Genomic DNA, 14,595 nt, shown 5'->3' with positions numbered 1-14,595 from the left:
ACCTCGTGGTCCGTGGCGGGGCCCTGCCGGGCGCTACCGGATCAGGCGCCGCGCAGCACCGCGCCCGTACGGGCGACGGCCTCGGCGACGGCCGCCTCGCGGGCGGCGGTGGCCTCGTCGGCGGTCAGCGTGCGGTCGACGGCACGGAAGCGCAGCGCGTACGCCAGCGACTTCTTGCCCTCGCCGACCTGCTCGCCGGTGAACACGTCGAACAGCCGGATGGCCTCCAGCAGTTCGCCCGCGCCGGTGCGCAGCGCGGCCTCGACGTCGGCGGCCGGAACCGCGGTGTCGACGATCAGCGCGACGTCCTGGGTCGCCACCGGGAAGCCGGAGACGGTCGGACCGTTGACCCGCCGGGCGCCGTCCGCGGTGAGCAGGTCGACGTCGAGCTCCATCGCCGCGGTGCGGGCCGGCAGCCCGAGCGCCTTGACCACCCGCGGGTGCAGCTCGCCGGCGTGGCCGACCACCCGGTCGGTGCCGGAGACGACCAGCTCGGCGCAGCGGCCCGGGTGCCAGGGCGCCAGCTGGCCCTGGCGGACGGTCAGCTCGACGCCGGCCGCGCGGGCCACCGTGCGGGCCGCCTCGACGGCGTCCGCCCAGGAGGCCTGGTCGCCCTTGCCCCACCAGCCCGACGGCAGCCGCTCGCCCGCGAGGGCGACGGCGATCCGGCGCGGCTGGTCCGGCAGCGCGGCGTCCAGCTCGGCCAGCTCCTCGTCGCTGGGCCGGCGGTCGACGGCCGGGCGCGGGGCCACGGACAGTTCGTCCTTGGGCAGGAAGACGGTGCCGGCCTCGAAGATCGCGAGGTCGGTGTTGCCCCGGCCGATGTTGCGGCGCAGCGCTCCGAGCAGGCCCGGCAGCAGCGTGGTGCGCAGCGCCGGCTCCTCGTCGTTCAGCGGGTTGACCAGCTTCACCGTCCGGCGGCGACGGTCGTCCGCCTCCAGGCCGAGCGCCTCCCAGGCGGCCTCGCCGAGGAACGGGTAGTTGTTGACCTCGACGTAGCCGGCCCCGGCCAGCGCGACGCCGATCCGGCGGTTGACCCGCTGGGCCTCGGTCAGGCCCTTGCCCGGCGGCACGTTCGGCATCCGGGCGGGGACGTTGTCGTAGCCCTCCAGCCGGATGACCTCCTCGGCGAGGTCGTACGGGTCGGTGAGGTCGGGGCGCCAGGTCGGCGGGGTGACCTCCAGGACGTCGGCGCCGGCGACCGAGCAGCCGATCTCCTGCAGGCGCCGGGTGACGGTCTCGCGGCCGTACTCCGTGCCGGCCACCCGGTCGGGCAGGTCGGCGGCGATGGTGATGGTGCGCACCGGGTGCGGGGCCGCGATGTCGGTGACCCCGGCCTCGGCGGTGCCGCCGGCGATCAGGACCAGCAGGTCGACGGCGCGCTGCGCGGCGGCGCGGGCGGCCTCCGGGTCGACGCCGCGCTCGAAGCGCTTGGACGCCTCGGAGGGCAGCTTGTGCCGCTTGGCGGTGCGGGCGATGGCGACCGGGTCGAAGTGCGCCGCCTCGATGATCACCTCGGTGGTGCCCGGACCGGCGGCCGGGTCGAGGATCTCGGTGGAGGCGCCGCCCATGACGCCGGCCAGGCCGATCGGGCCGCTGTTGTCGCAGATCAGCAGGTCCTCGGCGGCGAGCTTGCGCTCGACGCCGTCCAGGGTGGTGAGGGTCTCGCCCTGCTCGGCCCGGCGGACCGTGATCGGGCCGTCCACCCGCTGCTTGTCGTACGCGTGCAGCGGCTGGCCGACCTCCAGCATCACGTAGTTGGTGATGTCGACGGTCAGCGAGATCGGGCGGATGCCCGACTTCTGCAGGCGGCGCTGAAGCCACAGCGGCGACTTGGCGTTCGGGTCGACGCCGACGACCGTCCGGGCCACGAAGCGGTCGCAGCCGGCCGGGTCGTTGACCTTGACCAGGTAGCCGAAGGAGTTGGCCGGCGGCACGTCGAGCAGCGCCGGGTCGGCCAGCGGCAGCCCGTACGCGGCGGCGGCCTCGCGGGCCACGCCGCGCATGGACAGGCAGTAGCCGCGGTCCGGGGTGACGGCGATGTCGAGCACCTCGTCGACGAGCTGGAGCAGCTCGATGGCGTCGGTGCCGGGCTCGTACTCCGGCGGGAGGACGATGATGCCGTTGTGGTCGTCGCCCATGCCCAGCTCGCGGGCGGAGCAGATCATGCCGGCCGAGGTGTGGCCGTAGGTCTGGCGGGCCGCGATCGGGAACGGGCCGGGCAGCACGGCGCCCGGGAGCACCACGACGACCTTGTCACCGACGGCGAAGTTGGTCGCGCCGCAGACGATCTCCTGCGGCGCGCCGGTGCCGTTGGCGTCGCCGACGTTGACGAAGCAGTGCCGGATCGGCTTCTTGAAGCCGGTCAGCTCCTCGATGGAGAGCACCTCGCCGACCACCAGCGGACCCTTGAGGTCGGCGCCGATCTGTTCGACGGTCTCGACCTCCAGGCCGGCCCGGACCAGGCGCTCCGCGACGTCACGACCGGTCTCGCCGGCGGGCAGGTCGACGTACTCGCGCAGCCAGGAAAGCGGGACGCGCATCAGATCTCCATCCCGAACGGGAGGGTGAAGCGCACATCACCCTCGACCATGTCGCGCATGTCGGCGACGTTGTGACGATTCATCAGGATCCGCTCCAGGCCCAGGCCGAAGGCGAACCCGCTGTAGCGGTTCGGGTCGACGCCGCAGGCGACGAGCACCCGCGGGTTGACCACGCCGCAGCCGCCGAGCTCGATCCAGCCCTCGGAGGAGCAGGTGCGGCACGGGCGGTCCGGGTTGCCGACGCTCGCCCCGAGGCACACGAAGCACTGCAGGTCGACCTCGGCCGACGGCTCGGTGAACGGGAAGTACGAGGGCCGCCAGCGCAGCTCCAGGTGGTCGCCGATCAGCTTCTCGACCAGGACCTCGATGGTGCCCTTGAGGTCGGCGAAGGTGATGCCCTCGTCCACCGCGAGGCCCTCGACCTGGCGGAAGACCGGGGTGTGGGTGGCGTCCAGCTCGTCCGTCCGGTAGACCCGGCCGGGGCAGACCACGTAGAGGGGGGGCTCGCGGTCGAGCATGGTGCGGGCCTGGACCGGGGAGGTCTGGGTGCGCAGCACCACGCCGGAGTCGGCGGAGCCGTCCGGGGCCTGGACGAAGAAGGTGTCCTGCATCGAGCGGGCCGGGTGGTCCGGGCCCAGGTTGAGGGCGTCGAAGTTGAGCCACTCGGCCTCGACCTCGGGGCCCTCGGCGACCTGGTAGCCCATCGCCACGAAGGTGTCCTCGATGCGCTCGGCCATGGTGGTCAGCGGGTGCCGGGCGCCGCGCGGCAGGCGGTCGTACGGCAGCGTGACGTCCACCGCCTCCTCGACCAGCACGCGGGCGTCACGCTCCGCCTCCAGCTCGGCCTGCCGCTTGGCGAGGGCCTGGTTGACGGCCCCGCGGGCCTGGCCGATCAGCTTTCCGGCAGCGGCCTTGGCGTGCGGGGGCAGGGCGCCGATCTCGCGGTTGGCGAGCGAGAGCGGGGACCGGTCGCCGGTGTGGGCGACCTTGGCCTGCTTGAGCTCGTCCAGGCTGCTGGCGGCGGCGAAGGCGGCGACGGCCTCGTCCCGCGCCTGCTCCACCACCTCGGGCTTGAGGGCCTCGACCTCGACCGGGTCGTACGACTTGTTGGGTGCCGACATCTCTATCTTTCCCGTGCTCCTGCTCGTCCGTGCTCAGGTGTGTGGGCTCGCCTTCACGTCACGCCCGGCGGGGCCGGGGCACGGGCAGCCGGTCTCCGTTCACCGGAGGCTCACGGGAGTGGGTGTCCGCGGCTCAGCCGCACAGGGCGTTGCGCGACGCCAAAGGTCGAGTGTAGTCGCAGCGCGTAGCGCCGCTGCCGCGATGCCCGCCCGGCGGGACTCCGGCGCTCGGTCAGAGCATGAAGTCCGGAACGCCGGCGGGCAGGATAAATCGGAACCGGGCGCCGCCGCCGGGGGCGCGGTCGACCCGGATCGAACCGCCGTGGGCCTCCACGATGCCCTTGACGATATAGAGGCCCAGGCCCGTGCCGCCGCGCTTGGAGCCGCGCCAGAAGCGGGTGAAGACGCGCGGCATCGACTCCTCGGGGATGCCGCTGCCTTCGTCGCTCACGGTGACCGCTGTGCCTTCCACGATGCGGGGCGGGGTGCCGGAGCGCTCCCAGACGGGCGCCTCGACGACCTCCTTGGCCGGTGCCACCTCGATCGTGACAGTTCCCTCCCCGTGCCGCACCGCATTTTCCAGCAGGTTGGCGAGCACCTGGTCGACCTTGTCCGGGTCCGCCCACAGCACGGTCAGCGGCTCGGCGATCCGGATGTCGAAGCGCTCCTCGGGGATGCCGGTCGCGACCTTGCGCTCGACGTGCCGGCGCACCGCGGCGGCCAGGTCGACCACCTGCTTGCGCAGCTCCAGCCGGCCCGCGTCGATCCGCGAGATGTCCAGCAGCTCGGCGATCAGCCGGGTGACCCGGTCCGCGTCCGCGTCCACCGTCTCCAGCATCAGCCGCTTCTGCCCGTCGGTGAACCGCTCCCACTTGGCCAGCAGCGTCGCCGTGAAGCCCTTGACGCTGGTCAGCGGGGAGCGCAGCTCGTGCGCGACGGTGGCGATCAGCTCGGCGTGGCTGCGCTCGGTGCGGCGCCGGGCCTCGGTGCCGCGCAGGGCGATCACCAGGCGCTCCAGCGGCCCGCAGGGCACCGCGCGGACGTACCGGGCGGAGACCAGCACCTCCCGGCCGCCGGGCAGCAGCAGATTGCGCTCCGGCTGGCCGGTCCGGATCGCCAGGCCGCCGTACGGGTCGGTCAGCTGCCACCAGCGGCGCCCGTCCAGGTCCTCCAGCGGGAGGACGTCCTCCAGCGCACAGCCCAGCGCGGCCTGCGGGAGCACGCCGGTGAGCCGGGCCGCGGCCCGGTTGAAGCGGACCACCCGGCCCAGCGCGTCGGCGACCACCAGGCCGTCCGGCAGGTCGTCCGGGTCGAGCTCGGGCCCGCTGCCGACCATGGGTTGCCTCCCCGATTACCCACCGTGCCGTTCCCCCCACCGAGGCAGACCCTAGCGCCTCCCAGGCCCCCGCAGTAGGGCTTGCCGGGTGGATCCCGGCGCGCGCCCGGGGTCAGGCCTTGGTGCGGCAGCCGCCGGGCGAACGCTGCGCCCGGGCGGAGGCGTACAGGCAGACGGCCGCGGCGGTGGCCAGGTTGAGGCTCTCCGCGTGGCCGTGGATCGGGACGCGCACGACCTCGTCGGTGAGCGCGCGGGTCTCCTCCGGGAGCCCCCACGCCTCGTTGCCGAACACCCACGCGCCGGGCGCGCCCAGGGTGCCCTCGTCCAGCTCCTGGTCCAGGTCGCGCTCTCCCGCGCCGTCCGCGGCCAGGACCCGGACGCCGGCCTCGCGCAGCTTCCCGACGGCCTCCTCGACCGGCACGCCGACGGCCACCGGCAGGTGGAACAGGCTGCCCACCGAGGCCCGGACGGCCTTCGGGTTGTAGAGGTCCACCGAGGCGTCGGTGAGCACCACGGCGTCCGCGCCGGCCGCGTCGGCGGTGCGCAGCACGGTGCCGGCGTTCCCGGGGTCGCGCACGTGGGCGAGGATCGCGACCAGCTTCGGGCGGGCCCTGAGCACCTCGTCGAACGGGGTGTCGATGAAGCGGCAGAGCGCCACGATGCCCTGCGGCGTCACGGTGTCGCAGATGTCGGCGATCACCTCGTCGGTGGCCGTCAGCACGGGCAGCCCCTCGGCCAGCGCGGCCTCGACGATGCCGGCGTGCCGCTCGGCGGCCTCCGGAGTGACGTACACCTCGACCACCGCGTGCTCGGACGTGCCCGGCAGCCTCCCGAAGGCGACGGCCTCCCGGACCGCCTGCGGGCCCTCGGCCAGGAAGCGGCGCTCCTTGGTGCGCTGGTTGCGCTTGGCCAGCCGGCGGGCGGCGACGACGCGGGGCGAGCGCAGGGAGGTCAGCAGGGGGGTGTCGGTGCTCGGCATGGTCTCGTTCTCTGGAGGCGCTGGCGGACGGCGGTCGCTGAGGGTCTGGAATGCAGAACCGGACCCGCAGGAGAGTCTGCGGGTCCGGTCAGAGCTCAACCGATCTCGGAAGATCAGGCGGCGTCCGCGGCGGCCTTCGGGGCGTTCACGTCGGCCGGCAGCGCCTTCTGGGCGACCTCGACCAGGGAGGCGAACGCACCCGGGTCGTTGACGGCCAGGTCGGCCAGCATCTTGCGGTCGATCTCGACGCTGGCGGCCTTCAGGCCCTGCACGAAGCGGTTGTAGGTGATGCCGTTGGCACGGGCCGCAGCGTTGATGCGCTGGATCCACAGCTGACGGAAGTCGCCCTTGCGCTTCTTGCGGTCGTTGAAGTTGTAGACCAGCGAGTGGGTGACCTGCTCCTTGGCCTTGCGGTACAGGCGCGAACGCTGGCCACGGTAGCCGCTGGCGCGCTCCAGGATGACCCGGCGCTTCTTGTGGGCGTTGACTGCCCGCTTGACGCGTGCCACTTGATTACTCCTTGGGTTGGACCACGGACTACTTCACGTGGTCCGTCATTCGAATGGGTCGGGAAGGATCAGCTGCCCCGCGCACGGCTCTCGCCGGGCGGGAAGGCGATCACTTGCCGAGAAGCTTCTTGATCTTCTTGGCGTCAGCGGGGGCCATCTCGATCGTCCCGGCCAGCTTGCGGGTCAGCGTCGAGGGCTTGTGCTCCAGGAGGTGGCGGCGGCCGGCGCGCTCGCGCAGCACCTTGCCAGAGCCACTGATCTTGAAGCGCTTGCTGGCGCCACTGTGCGTCTTCTGCTTCGGCATTTCGCCGTATCTCCTCGTCGGTCCCGTCCACGCCCGCGCAGCGGATGCCACGCGGGCGTGAACTGGATGGATCTGCGGTGACCGGGCGGGGCGCCCCGTCACCCTAGGGGCCGGTCTCCCGGGCCTCCTGGCCGGTGAAGGCTCAGGCGCCCTGGGAGGCGGCCGGCTGCTCGACCGGAGCGTCGGCCTCGGTGGCCGGCGCCTCGGCCGGGGCGTCCTGCGCCTCGGTCACGGCGTCGTCGGCCACCGCGTCCTCGGCCACCGCGTCGTCGCTCGCGGGGGCGGCGTCGGAACCGGCGGTCCGGCCCTGACGCTCGGCCTTGCGGGCGTCCGCGAGGGCGCGGGCCTCGGCCATCGCCTCGGTCTTCTTCTTGTGCGGGCCAAGAACCATGATCATGTTACGGCCGTCCTGCTTGGGCGAGGACTCGACGAAGCCCAGCTCCTGGACGTCGTCGGCGAGCCGCTGCAGCAGGCGGAAGCCCAGCTCGGGGCGGGACTGCTCACGACCACGGAACATGATCGTGATCTTGACCTTGTCGCCCTGCTTGAGGAACCGAACGACGTGACCCTTCTTGGTGTCGTAGTCGTGCGGGTCGATCTTCGGCCGGAGCTTCATCTCCTTGATGACCGTGTGCGCCTGGTTCTTGCGCGCCTCACGGGCCTTCATGGCCGACTCGTACTTGAACTTGCCGTAGTCCATGAGCTTGCACACCGGCGGCCGGGCGGTCGCCGCGACCTCGACCAGGTCGAGGTCGTACTCCTGCGCGAGCTCCAGCGCCTTGGCAAGCGGCACGATGCCGACCTGCTCGCCGCTGGGACCGACGAGTCGCACCTCCGGGACGCGAATCCGGTCGTTGATGCGGGGCTCGGTGCTGATGGGGCCTCCTCGGTTGCACCTTCTGCGATGCGGCCGTCGGACGGCGGTCGCACGTAGTGGACTCGACCACTGGGCGGGGCTTCATTCGTGCTGCGCTGCCCGGTACCTCGGTACCGTGTGCACCGCGACACGAAAAAAGCCCCGCTCGGTACAAGCGGGGCTCCACACAACCGGGGGCGGCGCCTGGAGGGGCGCTGCGGCGACTCGACGCCTGGGCGTCCGTCGCGGACCGGGACCCGTCGACCGCGAGGTCGATCAGGTGGGAGACTTTCGCGGTTGCCCTCTCGGGCCTCCTCAGTGGAGCCTCCACTTGCTGGCCAGGCGCCCATGCGGGAGCCCGGCCGGTCAGTCTCGAAGCTTACAGCGTCGCGCGGTCGAACGCTATTCCGCCCCGGCGCACGGGCTTCCCGGCGCGTTCCGGAGCCCTTGTACGCTCCACGTGTACCCACACGGCACGACGGAACGAGCCCCCCTTGAGCAGCGAGCCCACCCAGACCCCCGGCGCGGACGACGACGCGATCGGCTTCGACGACCTCACCCGCGACATCGCCGAGGTCCCGGCCGTCGAGGTGATCACCACCGTCGCCGTGCACCTGATGAGCGCGGCCGCCGTCAAGTGCGGTCTCGCGGAGGGCGGCGAGAAGGACAAGGACCTGGACGAGGCCCGCAAGCTGATCACCGCGCTGGCCGGGCTGGTCACCGCCGGCGCCCCCGAGATCAGCAACTTCCACGCCGCCCCGCTGCGGGACGGGCTGCGCTCGCTGCAGCTGGCCTTCCGCGAGGCCTCGCTCGTCCCGGACGCCCCGGGCGCGGGCCCGGGCGAGAAGTTCACCGGGCCGGTCTACTCCTGAGGTCGTGCGAGCACTGGGGACCACCTACCGGGTCCGGTAGGTGGTCCTCCGGCGTTCCCTACCGCCGGTAGAGCGGCTCCCCCGGCAGCTCCGCACCCGCCGGCAGCACCGCGAGGTCCAGCCCCCGGTCCAGCCGCACCCGGAGCACCGGGTCCGCCGCCACCGCCTGCCCGACCCGCTGCGCGGCCGCCTGCAGCCCCGGCTGGTCCAGCGCCGGGTCGAACACCACCGCGAGCACCCCGTCCGAGCCCTCGGAGGCCGCCAGCAGCCCGCTGACCACCTGCGGCTCGGCCGCCAGCAGCGCCCGGACCGCCGCGCGCACCTCCGGGTCCCGCACCGGCGGGAGGAACGGACGGTTCTCCGCCAGCGCCCGCAGCCGGGCACCGGACAGCTGGAAGGCCACCGGCCCGGCCGGGTCGATCAGCAGCGTGTCGGCGCGCTCCGAGAAGGCCACCATCGCGGCCTGCGGCGCGGCCGTCGGCGCCGGGCGGGCGTCGGCGCGCCAGCGGGCGAGCGCCTCCAGCGAGGTGAAGGCCGGCAGCGCGCGGCGCCCGTCCGGGGCCTCCAGCACCGGGACGGCCATGTCGCTGGACTTGTCGTGCCGGTGCCCGTGCTCGTCCACCTCGACCTCGCCGAGGATCGCGACGATCGGGACCATCAGCCGGGTGGGGGCCAGCGCCGCCAGCACCTCCGGCTCGGCCGCGCGGTCCTGCGACCAGCGCGCGAGGGCCTCGGCCAGCGCCGGGTCGGCCGTGCCGTCGTCGTCACCGAAGCCCGGGTTCGGGATGCTCTTGCCGACGAACGCCGGGTTGGAGAAGTCTTTGCGGTCCACCCGCCCGACCCTATGCCACCGCCCCCGGCCGACCCCAGTTCCGCGCACGCACCCCCTACCCACCGGTAGCCCGCTGTGGCACTCTGCGCCCATGGTGATCCTCGACGCGCCCGCTCCCGCTCCGGTGTCCGACCGCCTCCGGTACGACCGCGCCACCGCCCACCTGGACGGGCCGGTGGCCGTCGTGGACCTCGCCGCCTTCGACGCCAACGCCGCCGACCTGGTGCGCCGGGCGGGCGGCAAGCCGGTCCGGGTCGCCAGCAAGTCGGTGCGCTGCCGGGCCCTGCTGGACCGGGTCCTGGGCATGGACGGCTTCGCCGGGGTGATGAGCTTCACCCTGGACGAATCGCTCTGGCTGGCCCGCACCGGCGTCCGCGACGTCCTGCTCGCCTACCCCTCCGCCGACCGCGACGGCTTCGCCGAGCTGACCGCCGACCCGGACGCCGCCCAGGAGATCACCGTCGTCCTCGACGATCCGGCCCAGCTGGACCTGATCGACAAGGCCCGGGCCGGCGACGCCGAGGTCCGGGTCTGCCTGGAGCTGGACACCGCACTGCACCTGCTGGGCGGACGCGTCCGGGTCGGCGCCCGCCGCTCGCCGCTGCGCACCCCCGAGGACCTCGGCGCCTTCGCCGAACTCGTCCACCGCCGCCCCGGCTTCCGGGTGGTCGGCCTGATGGCGTACGAGGGGCACGTCGCCGGGGTCGGCGACCGGGTGCCCGGGCGGCCGGTGCGCTCGCAGCTGATCCGGCTGATGCAGGCCAAGGCCCGGACCGAACTCGCCGAGCGGCGCGCCGCGGTGGTCCGGCGGCTGCGGCAGGTGACCGAGCTGGAGTTCGTCAACGGCGGCGGCACCGGCAGCGTCGAGTCCACCGTCGCCGAGCGCGCCGTCACCGAGGTCGCGGCCGGCTCCGGGCTGTACCAGCCGCAGCTGTTCGACAACTACCGCTCGTTCCGGGGCCGTCCGGCCGCCCTGTTCGGCCAGCCGGTGGTGCGGCGGCCCGGCCTCGGCGTGGTCACCGTGCTCGGCGGCGGCTACCCGGCCTCCGGCGCGGCCGGCCCGGACCGCTCGCCGGTGCCGTACCTCCCGCCGGGCCTGCGCTACGACCCGATGGAGGGCGCCGGCGAGGTGCAGACCCCGCTGCTCGGCCCGGCCGCGGACGACCTGCTGATCGGCGACCGGGTCTGGTTCCGGCACGCCAAGGCGGGCGAACTGTGCGAGCGCTTCGCGGAGCTGCACCTGATCGAGGGGGACCGGATCGTCCGGACGGTGCCGACGTACCGGGGTGAGGGGAAGACCTTCCTCTGACGCTTCGTCTACCGTGGTGCCGACAGGTGGCAGTGACGAGGGGAGCAGCATGGAAGCCGAGATCACGGACCTTGCGACGAGGGGCGCGACCGCGCTGGTGAGCCTGATGGTCAGCGAGGCCTGGTCGAGGGTCCGGCCGCGGTTCGCCGCCCTGTTCGGGCGGGACCGGGAGGAGGAGGTGTCGCTGGAGCTGGACGAGATCCAGGCCGAGATCGCCGAGGACCCGGAGATCGGCGAGGGCCAGGCCTCCCAGTGGCAGCGGCGGCTGCGCCTGGCACTGCGGAACAATCCGGACGCGGTCGCCGAACTCCGTTCGATCCTGGACGAGTTCGACGATCAGACACCTGAGCAGGCACCCGTCGTCTACCGCAACGAGCTCAAGGACATGACGGTCCACGGCAGCGTCTTCCAGATCGGCAAAGCCGAGAAGGTGGTCAAGGCCGAGACGATCAACGGCGATCTGACCTTCTGACCTTTCCCCAGCCTTAACCGGGCCCGATGGAACGGCTAACACCGGCCTTCCATCGGGCCTTTGTGCTGCTCTTGGGCCTACAGTCCGTCAACAAGAGCTCCACGCGCGGCTATTGCGCTCTGGTCCAGACCAATCCTACGCTCTGGCCGGGGGTCGCGCGCCGGGCCGGCGGCCCCCAACGGGCAGGCGTGCCCGGTCCCCCACACTCGCCCGGAACGACGGTCAAGGAGTCCCACACCCCATGTCCCTCAAGCGAACTGCCCTGTCCGTCGGCGTGGTCGGCGCCGCGGTCCTCTCGGTGGCCGCGACCACGGCCGGCACCGCCAGCGCCCACGGCACGATGACCAACCCCGTCAGCCGGATCGCCGCCTGCTACGCGGAGGGCCCCGAGCACCCGGTGTCCCAGGTCTGCAAGGACCTCGTCGCCGCGAGCGGCACCCAGCCGCTGTACGACTGGAACGAGGTCAACATCGCCAACGCCGACGGCAACCACCAGGCGCTGATCCCGGACGGCAAGCTCTGCTCGGCCAACCGCGACAAGTACAAGGCCCTGGACTGGCCGCGCACCGACTGGCCGGCCACCCCGGTCAAGGCCGGCGCGTTCACCTTCAAGTTCCGCACCACCGCGCCGCACGTCGGCACCCAGACCGTCTACATCACCAAGCCGGGCTACGACCCGACCAAGCCGCTGAAGTGGTCGGACCTCGACCCGACCCCGGTGGCGCAGGTGCAGGTCACCCGGACCGCCACCGACGGGTACTACACCTACTCCGGCGCGCTGCCGCAGCGCACCGGCCGCCAGCTGCTCTACATGGTCTGGCAGCGCAGCGACAGCCCGGAGGCGTTCTACAGCTGCTCGGACGTCGACTTCGGCTCGACCGCCGCCGCTGCCGCCCCGGCGCTCGCCGCGAAGGCCCCGGCCGCGCCCGGCGACGCCCAGATCGCCGCCGACGCGCCGAAGTCGACGGTCGCCCACCACGGCCACGGCGGGGACCCGAACGCGCCGGCCGGCCAGATCGTCCCGACCAGTTCCGCGGCCGTGGCGGGCACCTCGGCCACCGGCCCGCTGCTGCTCGCCGGCGCCGCGGCGATCGGGGTCGGCTGGGCCGGCATGGTGCTCCGGCGCCGTCGTGTCGAGGCTGTTCGACGCGACTCCTGACGCCGGACGCGGGGCCGGGCCGGTCACACCCCCGTCCGACCCGGTTCCGTCACCGCAGGACGGCGGCGGCCCACCCGGAGGTTTCCCTCCCGGGTGGGCCGCCGCCGTGTGAGGAGCGCGGGGCTCAGGTGGTGGTGCCCCCCGGGCCGGCGGTGCCGCCCGCCCCGGAGCCCGAGCCGGGCATCCCGGGGATGCTCGGCAACTTGCCCTTGTAGTCGGTGATGCCCTTGACGATGGTGTCCATCACGGCGACGTCCGGCGCCTTGTCGGCGATGTCGAAGCCGAAGTGGACCGAGACCAGCGCCTTGCCGTCGGCGGACGGGAAGACCACGGTCTGCACGTAGCCGTTGTTGCCCTTGGGCGCGTCCACCTTCCAGCGGACCAGGTAGCCGTCCTGCCCGTTCACCTTGACGGCCTCGGACTTGAGCTCCTGGTGCCCGGTGATGTCGCCGTACGACTCCTTGGCGGCCTTCGCGATGTCGTCCTTGGCCGCCGACTGGACGTCCTTGCCGCCGCCGTCGATCCGGCCGGTGTTCACCCCGCCGAGGGTGCACTCCTCGCCGCTGCCGTCGGCGCAGGTGTAGGAGCCGACGGTGATCGCGGCGTAGCCGTTGGCGGAGGTGCCGGCCTTCCAGCCGTTCGGGACCGGCAGGACCAGCCGGTTCACCATGTCGATCGCCTTGTCGGCGCCGGGACGGACCTTGCCGCTGCCCTTGCCGTCCCCGCTGCCGCCGTTCCCGCCGCCGCCCTTGCCGTTGCCGCTGCCGCTGCCGTCCCCGCTGCCGCCGTCACCGCCGAGGCCGGGGAAGCCGTCCCAGGGGCCGTAGCCGCCGCGCGGGGGGTGCTGGGCGGTCGGCTTGGACTTGTCGCCGTGGCCGTCCATCGCGAGGTAGGTGATCCCCGAGCCCGCGCCCAGGCCGAGCAGGGCGGCGACGGCGGTCGCCACGACCAGCTTGGAGGGCTTGCGCCACGGCTTGCGCGGCGGCGGGACGGGCGAACCGTAGGCGGCGCCGAACGGCGGGGGCTCCGGGAAGCGGACGGTCGGGCCGCTGTCCAGGACCTCGCCCTCCAGCACCTTGGGCTGCTCGTCCGTGCCCGGCCCCGGCTCGCCGGCCGCCGGGGCCGCCGGGGCCTCGGACGCCGCCGGGGCGACCGGCTCCGGGGTGGCCGGCTCCGGGGCGTCCGAGGGTGCGGGCCGGGTGCTGGCCGTCCAGCCCTTGCCGTCCCACCACCGCTGCGGTCTCGGGTCGCCGGTGGTGTCCTTCGGGTCCGGGTACCACCCGGCGGGGATCTGCTCACTCACAGCAAAGAATCTAAGGGCAGCCGGATAAACGCGAAATCAGCGCGACCCGCAATTCCCGGGTTTTCCGATGAGATTACGGTGAGAACCGCGCCGGCCGCGGCGAGGCGGACTACAGCGGGGTGACGTACGCCCCGGAGATGCCGCCGTCCACCAGGAACTCGCTCGCCGTGATGAACGAGGAGTCGTCGCTCGCCAGGAACGCCACCGCGGCCGCGATCTCCTCGGCCCGGGCGAACCGGCCGAGCGGAATGTGCACCAGCCGGCGCGCGGCCCGCTCCGGGTCCGCGGCGAACAGCTCGCGCAACAGCGGGGTGTCCACCGGCCCCGGCGAGAGCGCGTTGACCCGGATCCCCTCCCGGGCGAACTGCACGCCCAACTCGCGGGACATCGCCAGCACCCCGCCCTTGGACGCGGTGTACGAGATCTGGGAGGTCGCCGCGCCCATCCGGGCCACGAAACTGGCGGTGTTGATGATCGAACCCCGCCCGTGCCGGCGCATGTACGGCAGGGCCGCCTTGCAACACAGGTAGACCGAGGTCAGGTTGACCTCCTGGACCCTGCGCCAGGCGTCCAGGCCGGTGGTCAGGATCGAGTCGTCCTCGGGCGGGGAGACGCCCGCGTTGTTGAACGCGACGTCCACGCTGCCGTAGGTCTCGTACGCCTCGTCGAACAGCGCCTCAACCATGTACGGGTCGGTGACGTCGGTGTGCACGAACAGCCCGCCGACCTCCTTGGCGGCCGCCCGGCCGCTCTCCTCGTCGAGATCCGCGCAGACCACCCGCGCCCCCTCCGAGGCGAGTCGGCGGGCGGCGGCCCGGCCGATCCCGCTGCCGGCGCCGGTCACCACGGCCGTGCGGCCGACCAGCCGGCGACAGACCGGCTCCTCCCGCACGGCGTGCTTGTCGCTCATCGGGCTGTCACTCCTCGGTGTGGTGAGGGCTGCTCGTGGTCAGGGCCGGTCGCGGTCAAGGGCCGCTCGTGGCCAGGGCTGCTCGTGGTC

General features: G+C 73.2%; 14 protein-coding genes. 4 read left to right on the top strand and 10 right to left on the bottom strand.

Annotated elements, in window-relative coordinates; genetic code table 11:
* Window positions 1–41: 41 nt before the first annotated feature.
* The 7 genes from pheT to infC all read right to left on the bottom strand — a co-directional run bounded on the left by pheT (window position 42) and on the right by infC (window position 7,669).
* Window positions 42–2,543: a phenylalanine--tRNA ligase subunit beta gene (gene pheT, locus ACIRD3_RS16670; protein ID WP_402216580.1), complete on the bottom strand. Its 2,502-nt coding sequence runs from the start codon at window positions 2,541–2,543 to the stop codon at window positions 42–44.
* Window positions 2,543–3,664 carry a phenylalanine--tRNA ligase subunit alpha gene (pheS, locus tag ACIRD3_RS16665; protein WP_402216578.1) on the bottom strand — a complete coding sequence of 374 codons (1,122 nt, stop codon included), beginning with the start codon at window positions 3,662–3,664 and terminating at the stop codon, window positions 2,543–2,545. The genes pheT and pheS overlap by 1 nt, the downstream gene beginning before the upstream one ends.
* A 232-nt stretch (window positions 3,665–3,896) precedes the next feature.
* Window positions 3,897–5,000 carry an ATP-binding protein gene (locus ACIRD3_RS16660; protein WP_402216576.1) on the bottom strand — a complete coding sequence of 368 codons (1,104 nt, stop codon included), beginning with the start codon at window positions 4,998–5,000 and terminating at the stop codon, window positions 3,897–3,899.
* 112 nt (window positions 5,001–5,112) lie between these two features.
* Window positions 5,113–5,979, bottom strand: a complete 867-nt coding sequence (locus tag ACIRD3_RS16655; RefSeq protein ID WP_402216573.1) for a TrmH family RNA methyltransferase — start codon at window positions 5,977–5,979, stop codon at window positions 5,113–5,115.
* A gap of 113 nt (window positions 5,980–6,092) precedes the next feature.
* Window positions 6,093–6,488: a 50S ribosomal protein L20 gene (gene rplT / locus ACIRD3_RS16650; protein WP_030055649.1), complete on the bottom strand. Its 396-nt coding sequence runs from the start codon at window positions 6,486–6,488 to the stop codon at window positions 6,093–6,095.
* 109 nt (window positions 6,489–6,597) lie between these two features.
* The gene (rpmI, locus tag ACIRD3_RS16645; RefSeq protein ID WP_153460093.1) at window positions 6,598–6,792 is read right to left on the bottom strand and encodes a 50S ribosomal protein L35; all 195 of its coding nucleotides are present in this window, start codon (window positions 6,790–6,792) and stop codon (window positions 6,598–6,600) included.
* Between the two features lie 142 nt (window positions 6,793–6,934).
* Window positions 6,935–7,669: a translation initiation factor IF-3 gene (infC, locus tag ACIRD3_RS16640; protein WP_402217052.1), complete on the bottom strand. Its 735-nt coding sequence runs from the start codon at window positions 7,667–7,669 to the stop codon at window positions 6,935–6,937.
* 473 nt (window positions 7,670–8,142) lie between these two features.
* On the opposite strand from infC, the gene ACIRD3_RS16635 reads away from it, so the two are divergent.
* Window positions 8,143–8,520 carry a DUF1844 domain-containing protein gene (locus ACIRD3_RS16635; protein WP_051829769.1) on the top strand — a complete coding sequence of 126 codons (378 nt, stop codon included), beginning with the start codon at window positions 8,143–8,145 and terminating at the stop codon, window positions 8,518–8,520.
* A gap of 58 nt (window positions 8,521–8,578) precedes the next feature.
* Here the strand turns inward: ACIRD3_RS16635 and ACIRD3_RS16630 are convergent, their stop codons facing one another.
* A complete protein-coding gene (locus ACIRD3_RS16630; protein ID WP_402216569.1) occupies window positions 8,579–9,352 on the bottom strand; it encodes an SseB family protein in 774 nt (257 codons plus the stop codon).
* A gap of 91 nt (window positions 9,353–9,443) precedes the next feature.
* On the opposite strand from ACIRD3_RS16630, the gene ACIRD3_RS16625 reads away from it, so the two are divergent.
* From ACIRD3_RS16625 to ACIRD3_RS16615, 3 genes are all read left to right on the top strand, one after another.
* The gene (locus ACIRD3_RS16625; protein ID WP_402216568.1) at window positions 9,444–10,661 is read left to right on the top strand and encodes an amino acid deaminase/aldolase; all 1,218 of its coding nucleotides are present in this window, start codon (window positions 9,444–9,446) and stop codon (window positions 10,659–10,661) included.
* Between the two features lie 49 nt (window positions 10,662–10,710).
* The gene (locus tag ACIRD3_RS16620; protein ID WP_402216566.1) at window positions 10,711–11,133 is read left to right on the top strand and encodes a hypothetical protein; all 423 of its coding nucleotides are present in this window, start codon (window positions 10,711–10,713) and stop codon (window positions 11,131–11,133) included.
* Between the two features lie 241 nt (window positions 11,134–11,374).
* The gene (locus ACIRD3_RS16615; RefSeq protein ID WP_402216564.1) at window positions 11,375–12,292 is read left to right on the top strand and encodes a lytic polysaccharide monooxygenase; all 918 of its coding nucleotides are present in this window, start codon (window positions 11,375–11,377) and stop codon (window positions 12,290–12,292) included.
* A 124-nt stretch (window positions 12,293–12,416) separates the two neighbouring features.
* On the opposite strand, the gene ACIRD3_RS16610 is transcribed toward ACIRD3_RS16615, so the two are convergent.
* Entirely contained in the window at window positions 12,417–13,595 is a 1,179-nt protein-coding gene (locus ACIRD3_RS16610) for a DUF2510 domain-containing protein (protein WP_402216562.1), read from the bottom strand.
* Window positions 13,596–13,704: 109 nt separating this feature from the next.
* Window positions 13,705–14,505: a 3-oxoacyl-ACP reductase gene (locus ACIRD3_RS16605; protein ID WP_402216560.1), complete on the bottom strand. Its 801-nt coding sequence runs from the start codon at window positions 14,503–14,505 to the stop codon at window positions 13,705–13,707.
* Between the last annotated feature and the right edge of the window lie 90 nt (window positions 14,506–14,595).

Origin of the sequence: Kitasatospora sp. NPDC093550 (assembly GCF_044764985.1) — a bacterium.
Lineage (GTDB): Bacteria > Actinomycetota > Actinomycetes > Streptomycetales > Streptomycetaceae > Kitasatospora.
This window is presented reverse-complemented; position numbering and strand designations above follow the sequence as displayed.